The organism is Klebsiella sp. M041 (assembly GCF_059759695.1).
Genome location: NZ_JCAXWU010000004.1, coordinates 272,887 through 292,624, shown reverse-complemented (window position 1 = coordinate 292,624; position 19,738 = coordinate 272,887). Strand labels below are relative to the sequence as shown.

Here is a 19,738-nt window from a genome sequence, read left to right as displayed (position 1 = left end):
TTTTATGAATATATTTAACCTCCTGAATAGGATGCGCGAGGTGACTAAGCGGAGTGTCATCTTGCCGCCGCCCTCGCTATACTGTTGATTACTGAAGGAGAGTGGTGGTGTAGCGGAGGGGATATGCTTCTTGAGCGCGTAGAAATCGTCGGTTTTCGCGGTATCAATCGTCTGTCGTTGATGCTCGAGCAAAATAACGTCCTGATCGGGGAGAACGCGTGGGGGAAGTCCAGTCTGCTTGATGCGCTGACCCTGCTTTTGTCGCCAGAGTTCGATCTTTATCACTTTGTCCGCGATGACTTTTGGTTCCCCGCGGGCGACATCCAGGGGCGCGAGCACCATTTGCATATTATTCTGACCTTCCGCGAAACGGAGCCGGGACGCCATCGGGTGCGGCGTTTCCGTCCGCTTCAGCGCTGTTGGGTGCCCTGTGATGACGGGTATCACCGGGTGTTCTACCGCCTGGAAGGCGAACTCGCCGATGACGACAGCGTGATGACCTTGCGCAGTTTTATCGATGGCGAAGGCGAAGCGCTGGCGCTGGAGGATATCGATGAGCTGGCCAGACACCTGGTGCGTTTGATGCCGGTGCTGCGTCTGCGCGACGCGCGCTTTATGCGGCGCATTCATAACGGAACGGTACCGCACTCGCCGCAGATAGAGATCACCGCCCGCCAGCTGGATTTTCTGTCCCGCGAACTGGTCAGCCACCCGCAAAATTTATCCGACGGTCAGATCCGCGAGGGGTTGTCGGCCATGGTGCAGCTGCTGGAGCATTATTTTGCCGAGCAAAGCAGCGCCCAGACGCGACATCGCCTGATGCGGCGGCGTTCCCATGATGAACAGCGTAGCTGGCGTTATCTGGATATTATCAACCGGATGATCGACAAGCCCGGCGGGCGCAGCCATCGGGTGATCCTGCTGGGGCTGTTCGCCACCCTGCTGCAGGCGAAAGGGACGGTGCGCCTCGATCGCGACGCGCGGCCGCTGCTGTTGATTGAAGATCCCGAGACCCGCCTGCATCCGATCATGCTCTCCGTCGCCTGGCATCTGCTGAATTTGCTGCCGTTGCAGCGGGTGACCACCACCAACTCCGGAGAGCTGCTGTCCCTGACGCCGGTGGAGCAGGTGTGTCGGCTGGTGCGTGAATCGGCGCGGGTGTCGGCATGGCGGCTGGGGCCCGGCGGAATGAATGCCGAAGAGAGTCGGCGCATTGCCTTTCATATCCGCTTCAATCGCGCCTCATCGCTCTTCGCCCGCTGTTGGTTGCTGGTGGAGGGGGAGACGGAAACCTGGGTTATCAACGAACTGGCCCGCCAGTGCGGCCATCATTTTGATGCTGAAGGGGTGAAAGTCATTGAATTCGCCCAGTCGGGCCTGAAGCCGTTGATCAAATTCGCCCGCCGGATGGGGATCCAGTGGCACGTGCTGGTGGACGGCGATGAGGCAGGGAAAAAATATGCCGCGACCGTACGCGGCCTGCTGAATAACGATCGCGAACTGGAGCGCGACCATCTGACCACTCTGCCGGCGCTGGATATGGAACACTTTATGTATCGTCAGGGATTTGATGACGTTTACCACCGGGTGGCGCAGATCCCGGATAATGTGCCCATGAATATGCGGCGGGTGATCACCAAGGCCATTCATCGTTCATCCAAGCCGGACCTGGCGATTGAGGTGGCAATGGAAGCCGGCCGCCGTGGGGTGGACGCAGTGCCGACGCTGCTGAAAAAAATGTTCTCGCGGGTACTGTGGCTGGCCCGCGGTCGCGCCGATTAATCTCTTCGCCGTCGGGGAGCTCGGTGGCGCAAAGCTCTCCGGCAGCTAAACAAAACGTCATTGGCGCGAAAAATGGATGTTCTGTTGCCAATGGGTTTCGATAGAATCACCGCCTGGAGCGGCAGGGGAAACAGCAGGAATCGGAATATGAAAGTGAAGGGAAAACGCAGGACCGTCTGGTGGCTGTTGGCGATCGTGGTGCTGGGTCTGGCGGTCTGGGGATGGCAGATCCTCAACGCGCCGCTGCCGCACTACCAGACACTGGTGGTGCGCAAAGGCGACCTCCAGCAGAGCGTGCTGGCTACCGGCAAGCTGGATGCCCTGCGAAAAGTTGACGTCGGCGCCCAGGTCAGCGGACAGCTGAAGACGCTGCACGTGAATATCGGCGATAAGGTCAAAAAGGACCAACTGCTGGGGGTTATCGATCCTGAGCAGGCGCAAAACCAGATCAAAGAGGTGGAAGCGACGTTGATGGAGCTGCGCGCCCAGCTCAATCAGGCGCGCGCGGAGAGTAAGCTGGCGCAGGTGACCCTGGCCCGTCAGCAGCAGCTGGCGCAGCGCCAGCTGGTCTCGCGACAGGACCTCGATACCGCGGCCACCGACCTGGCGGTGAAACAGGCGCAAATCGGCACCATTGAAGCGCAAATTAAGCGCAACCAGGCGACGCTCGACACCGCGAAGACCAACCTCGACTACACGCGGATCCTGGCGCCGATGGCTGGCGAAGTGACGCAAATTACCACCCTGCAGGGACAGACGGTGATCGCTGCCCAGCAGGCGCCGAACATTCTGACCCTGGCGGACCTCAGCACCATGCTGGTTAAAGCGCAGGTCTCCGAAGCGGATGTCATCCATCTCAGACCGGGGCAAAAGGCGTGGTTTACCGTGCTGGGCGACCCGTTAACCCGCTATGAAGGCAAGCTGAAGGACATTCTGCCGACGCCGGAAAAAGTCAACGACGCCATCTTCTATTATGCCCGCTTCGAGGTCCCGAACCCGCAGGGGATTCTGCGCCTCGACATGACCGCGCAGGTGCATATTCAACTGGCCGAGGTGAAGAACGTGATCACCATCCCGCTGAGCGCCCTGGGCGATGCGGTCGGTGATAACCGCTACCACGTCCGGCTGTTGCGTACCGGCGAGGTCAAAGAGCGTGAGATTGTCATTGGCGCGCGCAATGATACCGACGTCGCGGTGGTGCAGGGACTTGAAGAGGGGGATGAGGTGATCGTCGGCGAGAGCGCGAGCGGGGCGGCAAAATGACGGCCTTGCTCGAGCTGCGTGATATTCGTCGCAGCTATCCTTCCGGCGACGGCAGCGTTGAGGTCCTCAAGGGGATCACCCTCAGTATCCATGCCGGGGAGATGGTGGCGATCGTGGGCGCCTCCGGCTCGGGTAAATCAACGCTGATGAACATCCTTGGCTGCCTTGATAAACCCACCAGCGGCACCTATCGGGTGGCGGGAACCGATATTGCACAGCTGGATGGCGATGCGCTGGCCCGTCTGCGGCGGGAACACTTTGGTTTTATCTTTCAACGCTATCACCTGCTGTCGCATCTGACCGCCGCGCAGAACGTCGAAGTGCCGGCGGTGTATGCCGGCAGTGAACGGCGGGCGCGCCTGGCGCGCGCTCATGAGCTGCTGGCGCGCCTGGGGCTTGGCGATCGCGCCGACTATCAGCCGTCGCAGCTGTCCGGCGGCCAACAGCAGCGGGTCAGTATTGCCCGCGCCCTGATGAACGGTGGGGAAGTGATCCTCGCCGATGAGCCGACCGGCGCGCTGGACAGCCATTCCGGCGAAGAGGTGATGGCGATCCTGCACCAGCTGAAAGCGCAGGGGCACACGGTCATCATTGTCACTCACGATCCGCAGGTCGCCGCTCAGGCGGAGCGGATCGTCGAGATCCGCGATGGCGAAATCGTCCGCAACCCCTCCGCCAGCCGCCAGGGCGGTGGGCTGCGCGCCCGTCAGCAGGAGGAGCCCTCGGCGTGGCGTCAGTTCACCAGCGGCTTTCGCGAGGCGCTGGTCATGGCCTGGCGGGCGATGGCGGCGAATAAAATGCGCACCCTGCTGACCATGCTCGGCATTATTATTGGGATTGCCTCGGTGGTGTCGATCGTCGTGGTGGGCGATGCCGCCAAACAGATGGTGCTGGCAGATATTCGCGCGATAGGCACCAATACCATTGACGTCTACCCTGGCAAGGATTTTGGCGATGACGACCCGCGCTATCAACAGGCGCTGAAGTATGACGACTTGCTGGCGATCCAGAAACAGCCGTGGGTGCGTTCCGCTACGCCGGCGGTGTCAAAAAGCCTGCGTCTGCGCGCCAACAATATTGACGTAGCCGCCAGCGCGGAAGGGGTGGGGCCGCAATACTTTAATGTTTACGGCATGACCTTTAGCGAGGGCAATACCTTTAATGAGCTGCAGCTCAACAGCCGGGCGCAGGTGGTGGTGCTCGACAGCAATACCCGTCGCCAGCTGTTTCCCAATAAAGCGAAAGTGGTGGGCGAGGTGATTCTGGTGGGCAATATGCCGGCCACGGTGATTGGCGTTGCGGATGAAAAGCAGTCGATGTTCGGCAGCAGTAAAATTCTCCGCGTCTGGTTGCCCTACACCACCATGGCGGGAAGGGTGATGGGCCAGTCGTGGCTGAACTCGATCACCGTCCGCGTTCATGAAGGCTATGACAGCGACACCGCTGAAAAGCAGCTGCTGCGTTTGCTGGAGCTGCGGCATGGTAAAAAAGATGTATTCACCTGGAATATGGACAGCATCTTGAAAACCGCCGAAAGGACCACACATACCTTACAGCTGTTCCTGACATTGGTGGCGGTGATCGCCCTGGTGGTCGGCGGGATTGGCGTGATGAATATTATGCTGGTGTCGGTGACCGAACGAACGCGTGAGATAGGCATCCGCATGGCGGTTGGCGCCCGGGCCAGCGATGTGCTGCAGCAGTTTCTCATCGAAGCGGTGCTGGTTTGCCTGGTCGGCGGCGCGCTGGGGGTGACATTGTCGCTGATGATTGCGTTTATTCTGCAGCTGTTTCTCCCCGGCTGGGAGATCGGTTTTTCGCCGCTGGCGCTGGTGACAGCGTTTCTCTGTTCGACGTTAACCGGGGTGCTGTTTGGGTGGCTGCCGGCGCGCAATGCGGCGCGGCTCGATCCGGTGGATGCCCTGGCGCGGGAGTAGTCGGGATGAGAAATAAAAATGCCAGTCAGAAGGACTGGCATTTTATTAGCAGGATGTACACAATGAAGCAAAAGAGTTATGCAGCCGTTTCCGCTTCCACAGGGACGATCACGCTGGCGTGGTTGCCTTTTGGCCCCTGGTGAACATCAAACCGAACGGCTTGTCCGGCTTTTAGCGTTCTGTAACCATCCATCTGGATGGTGGAGTAATGGGCGAAAATGTCTTCGCCGCCGCCCTCAGGGCAGATAAAACCGAACCCTTTGGCATTGTTGAACCACTTAACAGTACCCATTTCCATACTTCGACATCCTTCGTAAATCTTTATTAGTAAGATGGAATGAACCGGTGGTGGAGTGACGAGTTGTTCAATTGCTCGCCAACTCTCGCCACTACAATTTAGAGAAATACGAAAACGCGTCAAGCGATTGAGGAGGGGGAGCGGCGAAAAATGCGTCAAAATTTGAAGCAGTTAACGCTATTGCCGGGGAATGTGACAGCCGTCGCGGATAGAAGCGATAGATGATAGTTATCTATGATCTGTTGTAGATTTGTGATGAGCATAACCTCTGGTCATCGACAGGCCTCCGCCTGTTGGCAACAGCAACCGATGATGAACACTGACGATGAGTAAGAGAGATTGGCTGGACTTCGAGCACCTGGTTGACGACGAAGTTCGTGATGCGATTAAACCGCCATCTATGTATAAAGTGATATTGGTCAATGATGACTACACTCCAATGGAGTTTGTTATTGACGTGTTACAAAAATTCTTTTCTTATGATGTTGAACGTGCAACGCAACTGATGCTCACGGTTCACTATGAAGGTAAGGCGATTTGTGGCGTGTTTACCGCGGAAGTGGCGGAGACCAAAGTCGCTATGGTGAATCAGTACGCGAGGGAGAACGAGCATCCATTGCTGTGTACGCTGGAAAAAGCCTGAATACAGGCATGAAAATTGGGGGAGGTGCCTATGCTCAATCAAGAACTGGAACTCAGTTTAAATATGGCTTTCGCCAGAGCGCGCGAGCACCGTCATGAGTTTATGACCGTCGAGCACTTGCTGCTGGCTCTGCTAAGCAACCCCTCGGCCCGTGAGGCCCTGGAAGCGTGTTCAGTGGACCTGGTGGCATTGCGTCAGGAACTTGAAGCCTTCATCGAACAAACCACACCCGTCCTGCCAGCCACGGAAGAAGAGCGCGATACCCAGCCGACGCTGAGCTTCCAGCGTGTGCTGCAGCGCGCCGTCTTCCACGTGCAATCTTCTGGCCGCAGCGAAGTGACCGGCGCCAACGTGCTGGTGGCGATTTTCAGCGAGCAGGAGTCGCAGGCCGCCTACCTGCTGCGTAAACATGAAGTGAGCCGACTCGATGTGGTGAACTTCATTTCTCATGGTACACGCAAAGACGAGCCGAGCCAGTCTTCCGATAACAGCGGAAGCCAGCCTGGCAATGAAGAGCAAGCCGGCGGGGAGGAACGTATGGAAAACTTCACCACCAACCTCAATCAGCTTGCTCGCGTCGGCGGCATTGATCCCCTGATCGGCCGTGAAAAAGAGCTGGAGCGCGCCATCCAGGTTCTGTGCCGTCGGCGTAAAAATAACCCGCTGCTGGTGGGAGAATCCGGCGTCGGTAAAACCGCCATCGCCGAAGGCCTTGCCTGGCGTATTGTGCAGGGCGACGTGCCGGAAGTCATGGCTGACTGCACCATCTACTCGCTCGATATTGGTTCTCTGCTGGCCGGGACGAAATACCGTGGCGATTTTGAAAAACGCTTTAAAGCGTTGCTCAAACAGCTGGAGCAGGATACCAACAGCATCCTGTTCATTGATGAGATCCACACCATCATCGGTGCGGGGGCGGCGTCTGGCGGTCAGGTCGATGCGGCTAACCTGATCAAACCGCTGCTTTCCAGCGGCAAGATCCGGGTGATTGGCTCCACCACTTACCAGGAGTTCAGCAACATCTTTGAGAAAGATCGTGCGCTGGCCCGCCGTTTCCAGAAAATTGATATTACCGAACCGTCGGTGGAAGAGACCGTGCAGATTATCAACGGCCTGAAGCCGAAGTACGAAGCGCACCACGATGTGCGTTATACCGCCAAGGCGGTGCGTGCCGCGGTTGAGCTGGCGGTGAAATACATTAACGATCGTCATCTGCCGGATAAGGCGATTGACGTGATTGACGAGGCAGGGGCGCGGGCGCGCTTAATGCCGGTCAGCAAGCGTAAGAAAACGGTCAATGTGGCGGATATCGAGTCAGTGGTGGCGCGCATTGCGCGGATCCCTGAGAAGAGCGTCTCCCGCAGCGATCGCGATACGCTGAAAAACCTTGGCGATCGACTGAAAATGCTGGTCTTTGGTCAGGATAAGGCCATCGAGGCGCTGACGGAAGCCATCAAAATGGCGCGCGCCGGGCTGGGCCATGAGCACAAGCCGGTGGGTTCATTCCTGTTCGCCGGGCCGACCGGGGTGGGGAAAACCGAAGTGACCGTGCAGCTGGCGAAGGCGCTGGGTATTGAGCTGCTGCGTTTTGATATGTCCGAATATATGGAACGTCATACCGTCAGCCGTTTAATCGGGGCGCCTCCGGGCTACGTCGGCTTCGATCAGGGCGGGCTGCTGACCGATGCGGTGATTAAACATCCGCACGCGGTGCTGCTGCTCGATGAGATCGAAAAAGCGCATCCGGACGTGTTCAACCTGCTGCTGCAGGTGATGGATAACGGAACGCTGACCGATAACAACGGACGTAAAGCGGACTTCCGCAACGTGGTGCTGGTGATGACCACTAACGCCGGGGTGCGGGAAACCGAGCGTAAATCGATTGGCCTTATCCAGCAGGACAACAGTCCGGATGCAATGGATGAGATCAAGAAGATCTTTACGCCGGAGTTCCGTAACCGTCTCGACAACATTATCTGGTTCGATCACCTCTCCACCACGGTGATCCATCAGGTTGTCGACAAGTTTATCGTCGAGCTGCAGGTTCAGCTGGATCAGAAAGGCGTCTCCCTGGAAGTCAGCCAGGAAGCGCGCGACTGGCTGGCGGAAAAAGGCTACGACCGGGCGATGGGGGCACGTCCGATGGGACGCGTCATTCAGGACAACCTGAAAAAACCGCTGGCGAACGAGCTGCTGTTTGGCTCGCTGGTCGACGGGGGGCAGGTGACGGTCTCTCTGGACAGCGTGAAAAATACGCTGACTTACGACTTCCAGAGCGCGCCGAAGCACAAACCGGAAGCCGCCCACTAAGGCGATATCTTGCATGTAAAAACCGGCCATTGGCCGGTTTTTTTTTGCTGGCTGGCGGTAGAAATGAAAAGACCGGGAATTATCCCGGCCTTCAGCATCTGACGCCTTAGTGGCGAAAACAATCAGCGACTACGGAAGACAATGCGGCCTTTGCTCAGGTCGTACGGGGTCAGCTCAACAGTCACTTTGTCGCCCGTCAGAATGCGGATGTAGTTTTTACGCATTTTACCGGAGATATGCGCGGTTACCACGTGACCGTTTTCCAGTTCTACGCGGAACATAGTGTTAGGCAACGTTTCAAGTACGGTGCCCTGCATTTCAATATTGTCTTCTTTGGCCATCTAGTCCTCTGGGGTATCACTACCGTAGTTTTGAACCGGCAAGATAATGCCGAAGTTCATCATGTAAGTAAAGTTTTACGTGTCTACCCTGAATCATTCACCTTACCGCAAGGCGCGCAGTCAGCACGCCGGCAATGGAAATATGACGGGTATGAATCGCCGAAGTAGTTTTGGCGCATTGCCCGGGACACACACGGCCATGCCGCGTGACAGGCGCAAACGTAAAGGGGAGTGACAGAACGATGGGCGTTATCTGACTCTTATTATTCCCAAACGGCGGCGGGGCAACAGGCAGAAGCTACTCTACCGCGCAATTATACCATCCTGACGCAAAATGTGCTGAAAACATTTTATTATCCGCCCGGAAATAGCACCCGTGGTACCCAAAATCGCTCGGGTAGACGGTAGCCGCGTAATACCGAGAGATAGTCCAGATAATCGCGGCGGGGAATATCCACTGCGCCTAATGACGCGGTGTGGTTGTTCAGCACCTGACAGTCAATTAATTTACCGCCGCTCTGCGCAAAGTCCTGGCAAAATACCAGCAGCGCGGTTTTAGAGGCATTTTCCGCCCGGCTGAACATCGACTCGCCGCAAAACAACGCCCCCTGCGCCACGCCGTACATTCCCCCCACAAGGGTATTCTCCTGCCAGACTTCAATAGAGTGGGCATGGCCCAGCTCATGCAGCTGGTGATAGGCGCGAACGATGCTGCTGGTTATCCAGGTGCCTTCGTCACGATCGCTGGCGCAGCCCTCAATCACCTCGCCAAAGGCATGATTGAGCGTGACGCGGTAGGGGGAGCGCTGATGAAAGCGCTTCATGCTGCGGCTGAGATGGAACTGCTCCGGCCAAAGCACTGCCCGGGGATCGGGCGACCACCAGAGGATCGGGTCGCCGGGGGAAAACCAGGGAAAAATACCACGCTGATAGGCCATCAGCAGACGCGCGGGGCTTAGATCGCCGCCGAGCGCCAGCAGGCCGTTAGGTTCACGCAGGGCGCCTTCCGGAGAAGGGAAGGCGATAGAATGCCGGGAGAGCTGAACCAGACGCATTTTAACCTCAATACGCATCAGCAAAAATTAGATAATAGCCTACAGACGCTGTTTAAACTGGAAGTACCGGCCCTGTTTAGCGAGCAGCTCCGCGTGACTACCTTGCTCAATTATCTGGCCGTTGTCCATGACTATTATCTGATTAAAACGCGCCAGGCCTCGCAGGCGGTGGGTGACCATCAGCACGGTTTTCTCGCGCATGACTTCCGCCAGCAGATGCAGGATCTGGCTTTCGGTGGCGGCATCCAGACCTTCTGTCGGTTCATCCAGCAGCATCAGCGGCGCATCGTGGAGCAGCGCGCGGGCAATGGCCAGCCGGCGCAGTTCGCCGCCGGAAAGCTGGCGTCCGCCTTCGCCCAGCCAGCCGTTGAGTCCGCCATCTTCCAGCAGTTTTTCCAGGCCTACCTTCTCAAGGGTGGCGCAGAGCAGAGTGTCATCAGCCTCAGGCGCCGCCAGCCGCAGGTTGTCGCGCAGGGTGGCGCTGAACAGATGCACGCGCTGCGGCACCACGCTCATTGACTGCCGCAGGGTGGCTTCGCTCAGCCCGGACAGCGGCTGGTCGTTGAGCAATATCTCTCCCTGCGCCGGATCCCATGCGCGGGTGAGCAACTGCAACAGCGTCGACTTTCCGCAGCCGGTTCGGCCAAGAATAGCGATATGTTCCCCGGCGGCAATCTGCAGGGAGATGTTCTCCAGGGCGGGGGAGGGCTGCTGCGGGTAGCGGAAGGTGACCTGCCTGAAGGTTAAGGCCACCTGCGCAGGCCTGCTGGCCTCGCCCTCAACGAAGGAGACTTCCGGCTGCTGGTCAGTGATCTGCGAGATCCGCAGCGCGGAGGCGATCACCTGACCTAAATGCTGGAAAGCGCCGGTGACGGGCGCCAGGGCTTCGAAAGCCGCCAGGGCGCAGAAGACGAATAGGGCGATCAGCGCCCCGGGCTGACTGTTGCCGCCGACGCCGTCTGAGGCCAGCCAGAGCATGGCCACCACGGCGATTCCGCCAATTAACAGCATTAGCGCCTGTGAAAGCGCGGTCAGCTCGGCCTGGCGACGCTGCGCGTCCTGCCAGCTGAGCTCGGTTTTTTCCATTTGCGCGCGATAGCGGTCGCTGGCGTTAAACACCATCAGCTCCGCCTGGCCCTGCAGCCAGGCGGTAAGCTGTTGTCGATACTGACCGCGCAGCTGGGTCATACTCTCTCCGGCCGGTTTACCGGCGCGATAGAACAGCGGCGGCATAACCAGCAGGGTCACCAGCATGATGCCGCCGAGCGTCAGCGCGAGGGTAACATCGAGCAGGCTTAATCCGCAGGTCACCACCACAATCACCACCAGCGCGCCGACCAGCGGCGAAATGACCCGCAGGTAGAGATGATCCAGGGTGTCGACGTCGGCGACTACGCGGTTGAGCAGTTCCCCCTGGCGAAAGCGCGCCAGCCCCGCCGGAGAGAGGGGGAGCAGTTTGCTGAAGGTGAAGACGCGCAGGTGCTGCAGCACGCGGAAGGTGGCATCGTGGCTGACCAGACGCTCGAAATAGCGTCCGGCGGTACGGATAATCGCTGCGCCGCGGACGCCCGCGGCGGGCAGCATATAGTTAAAACTGTAGATCCCGGCGACGCCCACCACCGCAGAGGCGGAGAGAAACCAGCCGGAGAGCGTCAGCAGGCCGATACTGGCCAGCAGGGTCACAATAGCCAGTACGATGCCGAGCAGCAGCATCCATTTGTGGCGTTTATACAGTGCCAGATAGGGTAAGAGCGCACGCATTTAAATCTCCTCCTGACGATGGGCCAACAGCGCCGAGAAGACCCCGCCGGCGCGGGCCAGCGTGGCGTAGTCGCCTTGTTCGATAATCTGTCCGTTCTGCATCACCCAGACGGCATCCCAGTCCGCCAGTCCCTCAAGCTGATGGGTAACCAGCAGCGTGGTTTGCTGGGTGGAGGCGTGGGTCAACGCCTGCATGACCCGTTGTTCGCTATGGGCGTCGAGGCTGGCGGCGGGTTCATCCAGCAGCAGCAGGCGGCACGGCACCAACAGCGCGCGGGCGACCGCGATACGCTGCGCCTGGCCGACCGACAGACGGCCCGCCTGATCGCCCACGGCGGTATGGATCCCATCCGGCAGCAGAGCGATAAACTCGCTCACCCAGGCCTTGTCCAGCGCCAGCCGAAGCTGGGCATCGCTGGCTTCCGGCCACGCCAGCAGCACATTTTCCCGCAGCGTGGCGGCAGGAAGCTGGGGATTCTGCCCCACCCAGCTTAACAGGCGACGCCAGCGATCGGCGTCCAGCTCGCGCAGCTCCACGCCGTTGACCTTCAGCGAACCTTCATAGGGCAAAAAGCCGAGCAGGGTGTTCAGCAGGGAACTTTTCCCTGAGCCGCTCTGTCCCACCAGCACCACCCGCGCGCCTGCAGGCAGTGAAAAATTCAGCGGCCCGGCGAGGACTTTCCCGTCGGGGGATTTAATCAGCAGATCGCGCGCTTCCACGCCAATCAGATCGTTATCATTTAAGGTTTTTTCGCCACGCTCCACCTGGGTCAGCGGGGTTTCCATAAACGTTTTCAGACTGTCCGCAGCGCCGACGGCCTGGGCTTTGGCATGGTAGAAGGTGCCCAGGTCGCGTAATGGCTGGAAAAACTCCGGGGCGAGGATCAGCGTCAGGAAGCCCGCCATCAGCGTGACGCCCGCGCCATAGTGGCCGAAGTTAAGCTCGCCCAGGTATGAGAAGCCGAAATAAACCGCTACCAGCGCAATGGAGAGCGAGGTGAAAAACTCCAGTACTCCGGAGGAGAGGAACGCCAGGCGCAGGACTTCCATGGTGCGTTGGCGAAAGTCCTGCGAGGCGTCGCGAATATTATCCGTTTCGGCCTGACCACGGTGAAAAATACGCAAGGTTTCCATGCCGCGCAGACGGTCGAGGAAGTGGCCGCTGAGGCGGGCCAGCGCCTGGAAGTTACGCCGGTTGGCATCGGCGGCGCCCATCCCAACCAGGGCCATGAACAGGGGGATCAGCGGCGCGGTGCCGAGGAGGATCAGCGCGGCGGCCCAGTTGATCGGGAAAATAGTGATAACGATCAGCAGCGGCACGCAGGCCGCCAGCGTCATCTGCGGCAGGTAGCGGGCATAATAGTCATGCATATCGTCGATCTGCTCGAGGATAAGCGTCGCCCAGCTGCCGGCCGGTTTACCCTGGATCCACGCCGGGCCCGCCTGCTGGAGACGGTCGAGCACCTGGCGGCGAATTTCATAGCGAATATGCTGTCCGGCCTGAAAGCCGACCCGTTCACGCAGCCAGACCACCCAGGCGCGCAGCACAAAGGTCAGCACCAGCAGGGTCAGCGGCAGCAGCAGGGCGGTCGCAGGAATATTCTCCATCACCATCCGGTGCAGGATCCGCGCCAGGAACCAGGCCTGCGCCACGATCAGCAGACCGCTCGCCACGCCGAGGAGGCGGGAAATCATCAACCAGCGACGGGAGATAATGCTTTGCTGTTTTAACCAGCGGGTTAACTCTTGTTGACGGGTTTTATTCATTGCGCGCTTAGCAGGTGTCGTTATGGGAATATTGGGCACGGCAATGTTACATCGCGGCAAAAATAAAGGCGACTTTTCGTCGCCTTCTTTACCTTTGTTACTGACTTGTAAAGATTATTTGCACGCGTCAGCCAGACCGTCGAGGTAACGTTCAGCGTCCAGCGCCGCCATGCAGCCGGTGCCGGCGGAGGTGATAGCCTGACGATAAATATGGTCCATGACATCGCCGGCGGCAAACACGCCCGGGATGCTGGTCTGGGTCGCGTTGCCGTGGATACCGGACTGCACTTTGATGTAGCCGTTCTCCAGCTCCAGCTGACCTTCAAAGATGGCGGTGTTCGGGCTGTGGCCGATGGCGACAAACAGACCGGCTACTTCCAGGGACTCGACGTTGTCGCTGTTTTTGGTATCGCGCAGACGCAGGCCGCTGACGCCCATCTGGTCGCCGGTCACCTCTTCGAGGGTGCGATCGGTATGCAGCACGATGTTGCCGCTTGCCACTTTGTCCATCAGGCGTTTGATGAGGATTTTTTCCGCACGGAAGGAATCGCGACGGTGGATCAGATGTACCTCAGAGGCGATGTTCGACAGATACAGGGCCTCTTCAACCGCGGTGTTGCCGCCGCCGATCACCGCCACTTTCTGGTTGCGATAGAAGAATCCGTCACAGGTGGCGCACGCGGAAACGCCGCGGCCCTTGAAGGCTTCTTCGGAAGGCAGGCCCAGGTAACGGGCTGAAGCGCCGGTGGCGATAATCAGCGCGTCACAGGTGTATTCGCCGCTGTCGCCGGTCAGACGGAACGGCCGGTTTTGCAGGTCGACGCGGCTGATATGGTCGAAAATAATCTCGGTTTCAAATTTCGCGGCATGCTCGTGCATGCGCTCCATCAGCAGCGGACCGGTCAAATCGTTCGGATCGCCTGGCCAGTTTTCCACTTCCGTCGTGGTGGTCAGCTGACCGCCTTTTTCCATCCCGGTGATCAGCACCGGCTGCAGGTTGGCGCGCGCGGCATAGACCGCCGCGGTGTATCCCGCAGGTCCAGAACCAAGAATAAGCAGTTTACTGTGTTTGGCTGTGCCCATGAGATCCCCATAATAATTGGCATACATTGGGCTGGGATTGTAGGGAATTTGTTGTCGTAAAAAAAGAGCGCAGCGATTTTGTTAACGATGTGTGCAATAGAAGCGGCCGATGAATTGGCGATTTTCCCGGCAAGGAATATAACTATTTCTACTGTTGGCGGGACAATTATAAGACGAAAAAATGAGAATCAACCAGGGTGGATGATGAATATCTGGCATCTTGTACTAAAAATCGATGTTTTGCTTTGACAATCCCCTGTGCTTTTGCGAAAACATTCAAGGAAGAAAAAAAGCAGTATTTGGCGTGCGGCGAATTTTCATGCACGCAAATGCCATTTTTATCCGGGTTAACGAAATCTACGCATGGTGTGGACAGACGCCATGCGTGATATCGGTGACTGCCGTCAGGCAACGGGCTTCTCACGTACCCCTGGGTTACCTAATGTCGTACGGGTAATAACAGGATGGGCTCTGGCAGTGAAGGCACAGAGCCGGAACAGGAGTAGGGAAGGAATACAGAGAGACAATAATAATGGTAGATAGCAAGAAGCGCCCTGGCAAAGATCTCGACCGCATTGATCGTAACATCCTGAATGAATTGCAAAAAGATGGGCGAATTTCTAACGTCGAGCTTTCTAAACGGGTGGGACTTTCTCCGACGCCTTGCCTTGAGCGTGTGCGTCGTCTTGAAAGACAGGGTTTTATTCAGGGCTATACGGCGCTGCTCAACCCGCATTATCTGGATGCATCACTTCTGGTATTTGTTGAGATTACTCTGAATCGTGGCGCACCGGATGTGTTTGAGCAATTTAACGCCGCAGTGCAAAAACTTGAAGAAATTCAAGAGTGTCATCTGGTTTCCGGTGATTTCGACTATCTGTTGAAAACCCGCGTACCGGATATGTCAGCGTATCGTAAATTACTGGGCGAGACCTTGCTGCGCCTGCCGGGCGTTAACGACACCCGTACCTATGTGGTAATGGAAGAAGTCAAGCAAAGTAATCGTCTGGTTATTAAGACGCGCTAACACGGAACAGGTGCAAACTCGACGTAGTTTGATTACACTCCTGTTAATCCATACAGCAACAGTGCCGGGGAGACCCGGCGCTGTTGTCCGTTTTAGCAGCAGGCAGGAAACAGCCTGATACCTGGAGAGCCTTTCTTGAGCCAGGAATACACCGAAGACAAAGAAGTCAAACTTACCAAACTCAGCAGCGGGCGCCGACTCCTTGAGGCGATGCTCATCCTTTGCTCCCTCTTCGCCATCTGGCTGATGGCGGCATTACTGAGCTTTAACCCCTCGGACCCAAGCTGGTCGCAAACGGCATGGCATGAGCCTATTCATAATTTAGGCGGCGCCCCCGGCGCGTGGCTTGCCGATACCCTGTTTTTCATTTTTGGCGTCATGGCCTATACCATCCCGGTGATCATCATCGGCGGATGCTGGTTTGCCTGGCGGCATCAGGAAAACGACGAATACATTGATTATTTCGCCGTTTCTCTGCGTCTCATCGGTGCGTTAGCCCTGATCCTGACCTCCTGCGGTCTGGCGGCGATTAACGCCGATGATATCTGGTACTTCGCCTCTGGCGGGGTGATTGGCAGCCTGCTGAGCACCACCCTGCAACCGCTGCTGCACAGCAGCGGCGGCACCATCGCTCTGTTGTGCATCTGGGCGGCCGGCCTGACGCTGTTTACCGGCTGGTCGTGGGTCAGCATTGCGGAAAAACTGGGCGGCGGCATCCTGTCCGTACTCACCTTTGCCAGCAACCGCACCCGTCGGGATGATACCTGGGTCGATGAAGGCGAATACGAAGACGACGATGAAGAGTACGACGACGAAGAGGTGGCAACCCCCCAGGAGTCGCGTCGGGCCCGTATCTTGCGCAGCGCGCTGGCGCGGCGTAAACGTCTGGCCGAGAAGTTTACCAACCCTATGGGGCGTAAAACCGACGCGGCGCTTTTCTCCGGCAAACGGATGGACGACGGGGAAGAGGCCGTGCAGTACAGCGCCAGCGGTGCGCCTGTCGCCGCCGACGATGTACTGTTTTCCGGTGCCAGCGCCGCGCGTCCCGCAGAGAATGATGTGCTATTTTCCGGCGCCAGCGCCGCGCGCCCGGGCGATTTCGACCCTTACGATCCGTTGCTGAACGGCCACAGTATCGCTGAGCCGGTGGGCGCAGCGGCGGCGGCCACTGCCGCGCCGCAGGCGTGGGGCGAGTCGACGGCGGGCCATCAAGGCGCTGCGCCGGCTTATCAGCCAGAAGCCAGCTATCCTCCGCAGCAGGCCTACCAGCCTGAACCCGCCCCGTTCCAGCAGGCTGCTTATCAGCCGCCAGCGGGGCAACCCGCGCCGCAGGCGTATCAGCCAGAGCCAGCGCAGTATCAACAGCCGGTTTACGATCCGCATGCCGGACAACAGCCTGCGCCGCAGGGGTATCAACCCGAGCCTGCACAGTATCAGCAGCCGGTTTACGATCCGTATGCCGGACAACAGCCTGCGCCGCAGGGGTATCAACCAGAGCCTGCACAGTATCAGCAGCCGGTTTACGATCCATATGCCGGGCAACAGCCTGCGCCGCAGGGCTATCAATCCGAGCCTGCACAGTATCAGCAGCCGGTTTACGATCCGCATGCCGGTCAGCCCGCGCCGCAGGGGCATCAACCCGAGCCTGCGCCGCACCAGCAGCCGGTTTACGATCCATATGCCGGGCAACAGCCTGCGCCGCAGGGGTATCAACCCGAGCCTGCACAGTATCAGCAGCCGGTTTACGATCCGTATGCCGGCCAGCCCGCGCCGCAGGGGTATCAACCCGAGCCTGCACAGTATCAGCAGCCGGTTTACGATCCGCATGCCGGTCAGCCCGCGCCGCAGGCGTATCAGCCTGAGCCCGCGCCGGTACCTGCCGCGCAGCCAGAGCCTGAGGCCGTGCAGGAAGAAGTGAAACGTCCGCCGCTCTATTACTTCGAGGAAGTGGAAGAGAAACGGGCGCGCGAACGCGAGCTGCTGGCTTCCTGGTATCAGCCTATTCCGGAGCCGGAAAGCCCGATCGCCACCAAACCGCTGACGCCGCCAGCCGCCCCGTCCAAACCGCCCGTGGAGTCAACCGTGGTTTCTGCGGTGGCGGCCGGGGTGCATCAGGCAACGGCTGCCAGCGGCGGCTCAGCGGCCGCGACGACGGCGACCGCCGCGTCCGCAGCGACGGCGCCATTGTTCAGCCCGGCCTCCAGCGGACCGCGGGTACAGGTGAAAGAGGGCATTGGTCCAAAACTACCGCGGCCTAATCGCGTTCGCGTCCCGACGCGTCGGGAACTGGCCTCCTACGGCATCAAGCTACCGTCGCAGCGTGAAGCAGAACAGCGCGCGCGGCAGGCAGAGCGAGACCCCCATTATGATGATGGGCTGCTCTCGGATGAGGAAGCGGATGCTATGGAGCAGGATGAACTGGCTCGCCAGTTCGCCGCCACTCAACAGCAGCGCTATGGCCATCGCTGGGAAGACGATAACGCGACTGATGACGATGATGCCGACGCCGCGGCGGAAGCGGAGCTGGCGCGCCAGTTTGCCGCCACCCAGCAGCAGCGCTACGCCTCCGAGCAGCCGCCGGGCGCCAATCCGTTCTCACCGGCGGATTACGAATTCTCGCCGATGAAAACCCTGGTCAATGAGGGGCCGAGCGAGCCGCTGTTTACGCCGACACCTGAAGTACAGCCGCAGCAGCCAGCCCAGCACTATCAACAACCGGCCGCCGCTCCGCAGCAGGGTTATCAACCTGCGCAGCACCAGCCGGTACACCATCAGCCAGTACCGCCGCAGCCTTACCAGACTGCGCCGCAGTCCGTGCCGCAGCACCAGCCGGTTACCCCGCAGGGGCATCAGCCTGCCGCGCCTGCGCCGCAGGAGAGCCTGATCCACCCGCTGCTGATGCGCAATGGCGATAGTCGACCGCTGCAAAAGCCGACGACGCCGCTGCCGTCGCTGGATCTGCTTACGCCGCCGCCCAGTGAAGTCGAGCCGGTGGATACCTTTGCTCTCGAGCAGATGGCACGACTGGTGGAAGCGCGACTCGCCGATTTCCGCATTAAAGCGGATGTGGTGAACTACTCGCCGGGGCCGGTGATCACCCGCTTCGAACTGAATCTGGCGCCTGGCGTCAAAGCGGCGCGAATCTCTAACCTGTCACGGGATCTGGCGCGTTCGCTGTCCACGGTCGCCGTGCGCGTGGTGGAGGTGATCCCGGGTAAACCGTATGTCGGGCTTGAGCTGCCGAATAAAAAGCGCCAGACCGTCTACCTGCGTGAAGTGCTCGACAACAGCAAGTTCCGTGATAACCCGTCGCCGCTGACCGTGGTGCTGGGTAAAGACATCGCCGGCGATCCGGTGGTGGCCGATCTGGCGAAAATGCCGCACCTGCTGGTGGCCGGTACCACCGGTTCCGGTAAGTCGGTCGGCGTCAACGCCATGATCCTCAGCATGCTCTACAAGGCGCAGCCGGAAGATGTGCGTTTCATCATGATTGACCCGAAAATGCTGGAGCTGTCGGTCTACGAAGGTATTCCGCACCTGCTGACGGAAGTGGTTACCGACATGAAAGACGCCGCCAATGCGCTGCGCTGGAGCGTCAACGAGATGGAGCGTCGCTACAAGCTGATGTCGGCGCTGGGCGTGCGTAACCTGGCGGGCTATAACGAGAAGATTGCAGAAGCGGCGCGCATGGGGCGTCCGATCCCGGATCCGTACTGGAAGCCTGGCGACAGTATGGACGCCGTGCACCCGGTACTGGAAAAGCTGCCGTACATTGTGGTGCTGGTGGACGAATTCGCCGACCTGATGATGACCGTCGGTAAGAAGGTGGAAGAGCTGATCGCTCGCCTGGCGCAGAAAGCGCGTGCGGCGGGGATCCACCTGGTGCTGGCGACGCAGCGTCCGTCGGTGGATGTCATTACCGGTCTGATTAAGGCCAACATTCCGACGCGCATCGCTTTTACCGTGTCGAGCAAAATTGACTCGCGTACCATTCTGGATCAGGGCGGTGCGGAATCGCTGCTCGGGATGGGGGACATGCTCTACTCCGGGCCGAACTCCACCACGCCGGTGCGCGTCCATGGGGCGTTTGTTCGCGACCAGGAAGTCCACGCCGTGGTTCAGGACTGGAAAGCCCGCGGTCGTCCGCAGTATGTAGACGGCATTACCTCCGACAGCGAAAGCGAAGGCGGCGGCGGTGGCTTCGACGGTGGTGAAGAGCTGGATCCGCTGTTCGATCAGGCGGTCAGCTTTGTGACCGAGAAGCGTAAAGCGTCGATTTCCGGGGTGCAGCGCCAGTTCCGCATCGGCTATAACCGTGCCGCGCGTATTATCGAACAGATGGAAGCGCAGGGCATTGTCAGCGAGCAGGGCCATAACGGTAACCGCGAAGTACTGGCGCCGCCGCCCTTTGAATGAGTGCAAAGTTGGGTAAATAAGCGCAAAATCAGCCAATTCTTCTGTCCCGCCGCCG

The 19,738-nt window shown here is 59.0% G+C and carries 13 protein-coding genes; 7 read left to right on the top strand and 6 right to left on the bottom strand.

The annotated features are described in order from the left end of the window. The first annotated feature begins 123 nt into the window (after positions 1-123). From AC6CWS_RS06935 to macB, 3 genes are all read left to right on the top strand, one after another. Positions 124-1,782 (top strand): ATP-dependent endonuclease, encoded by a 1,659-nt coding sequence (locus tag AC6CWS_RS06935; protein WP_023289003.1) that lies wholly within the window; start codon positions 124-126, stop codon positions 1,780-1,782. 147 nt (positions 1,783-1,929) lie between these two features. Beyond that, a complete protein-coding gene (gene macA / locus AC6CWS_RS06930; RefSeq protein WP_050532922.1) occupies positions 1,930-3,045 on the top strand; it encodes a macrolide transporter subunit MacA in 1,116 nt (371 codons plus the stop codon). Next, positions 3,042-4,982: a macrolide ABC transporter ATP-binding protein/permease MacB gene (macB, locus tag AC6CWS_RS06925; protein ID WP_044521907.1), complete on the top strand. Its 1,941-nt coding sequence runs from the start codon at positions 3,042-3,044 to the stop codon at positions 4,980-4,982. The genes macA and macB overlap by 4 nt, the downstream gene beginning before the upstream one ends. A 76-nt stretch (positions 4,983-5,058) precedes the next feature. Here the strand turns inward: macB and cspD are convergent, their stop codons facing one another. Beyond that, positions 5,059-5,280 (bottom strand): cold shock-like protein CspD, encoded by a 222-nt coding sequence (gene cspD, locus AC6CWS_RS06920; protein WP_002896516.1) that lies wholly within the window; start codon positions 5,278-5,280, stop codon positions 5,059-5,061. Between the two features lie 325 nt (positions 5,281-5,605). Here cspD and clpS point away from each other — a divergent pair, with 325 nt between their 5' ends. Both clpS and clpA read left to right on the top strand, forming a co-directional pair. After that, positions 5,606-5,923 carry an ATP-dependent Clp protease adapter ClpS gene (clpS, locus tag AC6CWS_RS06915; protein WP_002896520.1) on the top strand — a complete coding sequence of 106 codons (318 nt, stop codon included), beginning with the start codon at positions 5,606-5,608 and terminating at the stop codon, positions 5,921-5,923. Positions 5,924-5,953: 30 nt separating this feature from the next. Continuing rightward, positions 5,954-8,233 carry an ATP-dependent Clp protease ATP-binding subunit ClpA gene (gene clpA, locus AC6CWS_RS06910; protein ID WP_032455257.1) on the top strand — a complete coding sequence of 760 codons (2,280 nt, stop codon included), beginning with the start codon at positions 5,954-5,956 and terminating at the stop codon, positions 8,231-8,233. A gap of 122 nt (positions 8,234-8,355) precedes the next feature. On the opposite strand, the gene infA is transcribed toward clpA, so the two are convergent. The 5 genes from infA to trxB all read right to left on the bottom strand — a co-directional run bounded on the left by infA (position 8,356) and on the right by trxB (position 14,240). Further along, positions 8,356-8,574 (bottom strand): translation initiation factor IF-1, encoded by a 219-nt coding sequence (infA, locus tag AC6CWS_RS06905; RefSeq protein ID WP_001040187.1) that lies wholly within the window; start codon positions 8,572-8,574, stop codon positions 8,356-8,358. A gap of 353 nt (positions 8,575-8,927) precedes the next feature. Beyond that, complete coding sequence (gene aat, locus AC6CWS_RS06900; protein ID WP_023289006.1) at positions 8,928-9,629, bottom strand: leucyl/phenylalanyl-tRNA--protein transferase; 702 nt, start codon at positions 9,627-9,629, stop codon at positions 8,928-8,930. Between the two features lie 39 nt (positions 9,630-9,668). Continuing rightward, positions 9,669-11,390: a heme ABC transporter ATP-binding protein/permease CydC gene (cydC, locus tag AC6CWS_RS06895; RefSeq protein ID WP_023289007.1), complete on the bottom strand. Its 1,722-nt coding sequence runs from the start codon at positions 11,388-11,390 to the stop codon at positions 9,669-9,671. Next, a complete protein-coding gene (gene cydD, locus AC6CWS_RS06890; RefSeq protein ID WP_023289008.1) occupies positions 11,391-13,157 on the bottom strand; it encodes a heme ABC transporter permease/ATP-binding protein CydD in 1,767 nt (588 codons plus the stop codon). 114 nt (positions 13,158-13,271) lie between these two features. Further along, positions 13,272-14,240: a thioredoxin-disulfide reductase gene (gene trxB / locus AC6CWS_RS06885; protein ID WP_002898019.1), complete on the bottom strand. Its 969-nt coding sequence runs from the start codon at positions 14,238-14,240 to the stop codon at positions 13,272-13,274. 532 nt (positions 14,241-14,772) lie between these two features. Here trxB and lrp point away from each other — a divergent pair. Next, complete coding sequence (gene lrp / locus AC6CWS_RS06880; protein ID WP_000228469.1) at positions 14,773-15,267, top strand: leucine-responsive transcriptional regulator Lrp; 495 nt, start codon at positions 14,773-14,775, stop codon at positions 15,265-15,267. A 135-nt stretch (positions 15,268-15,402) separates the two neighbouring features. Next, on the top strand, positions 15,403-19,683 hold the full coding sequence (gene ftsK, locus AC6CWS_RS06875) for a DNA translocase FtsK (protein WP_065881858.1): 4,281 nt from the start codon (positions 15,403-15,405) through the stop codon (positions 19,681-19,683). Positions 19,684-19,738: the final 55 nt, after the last annotated feature.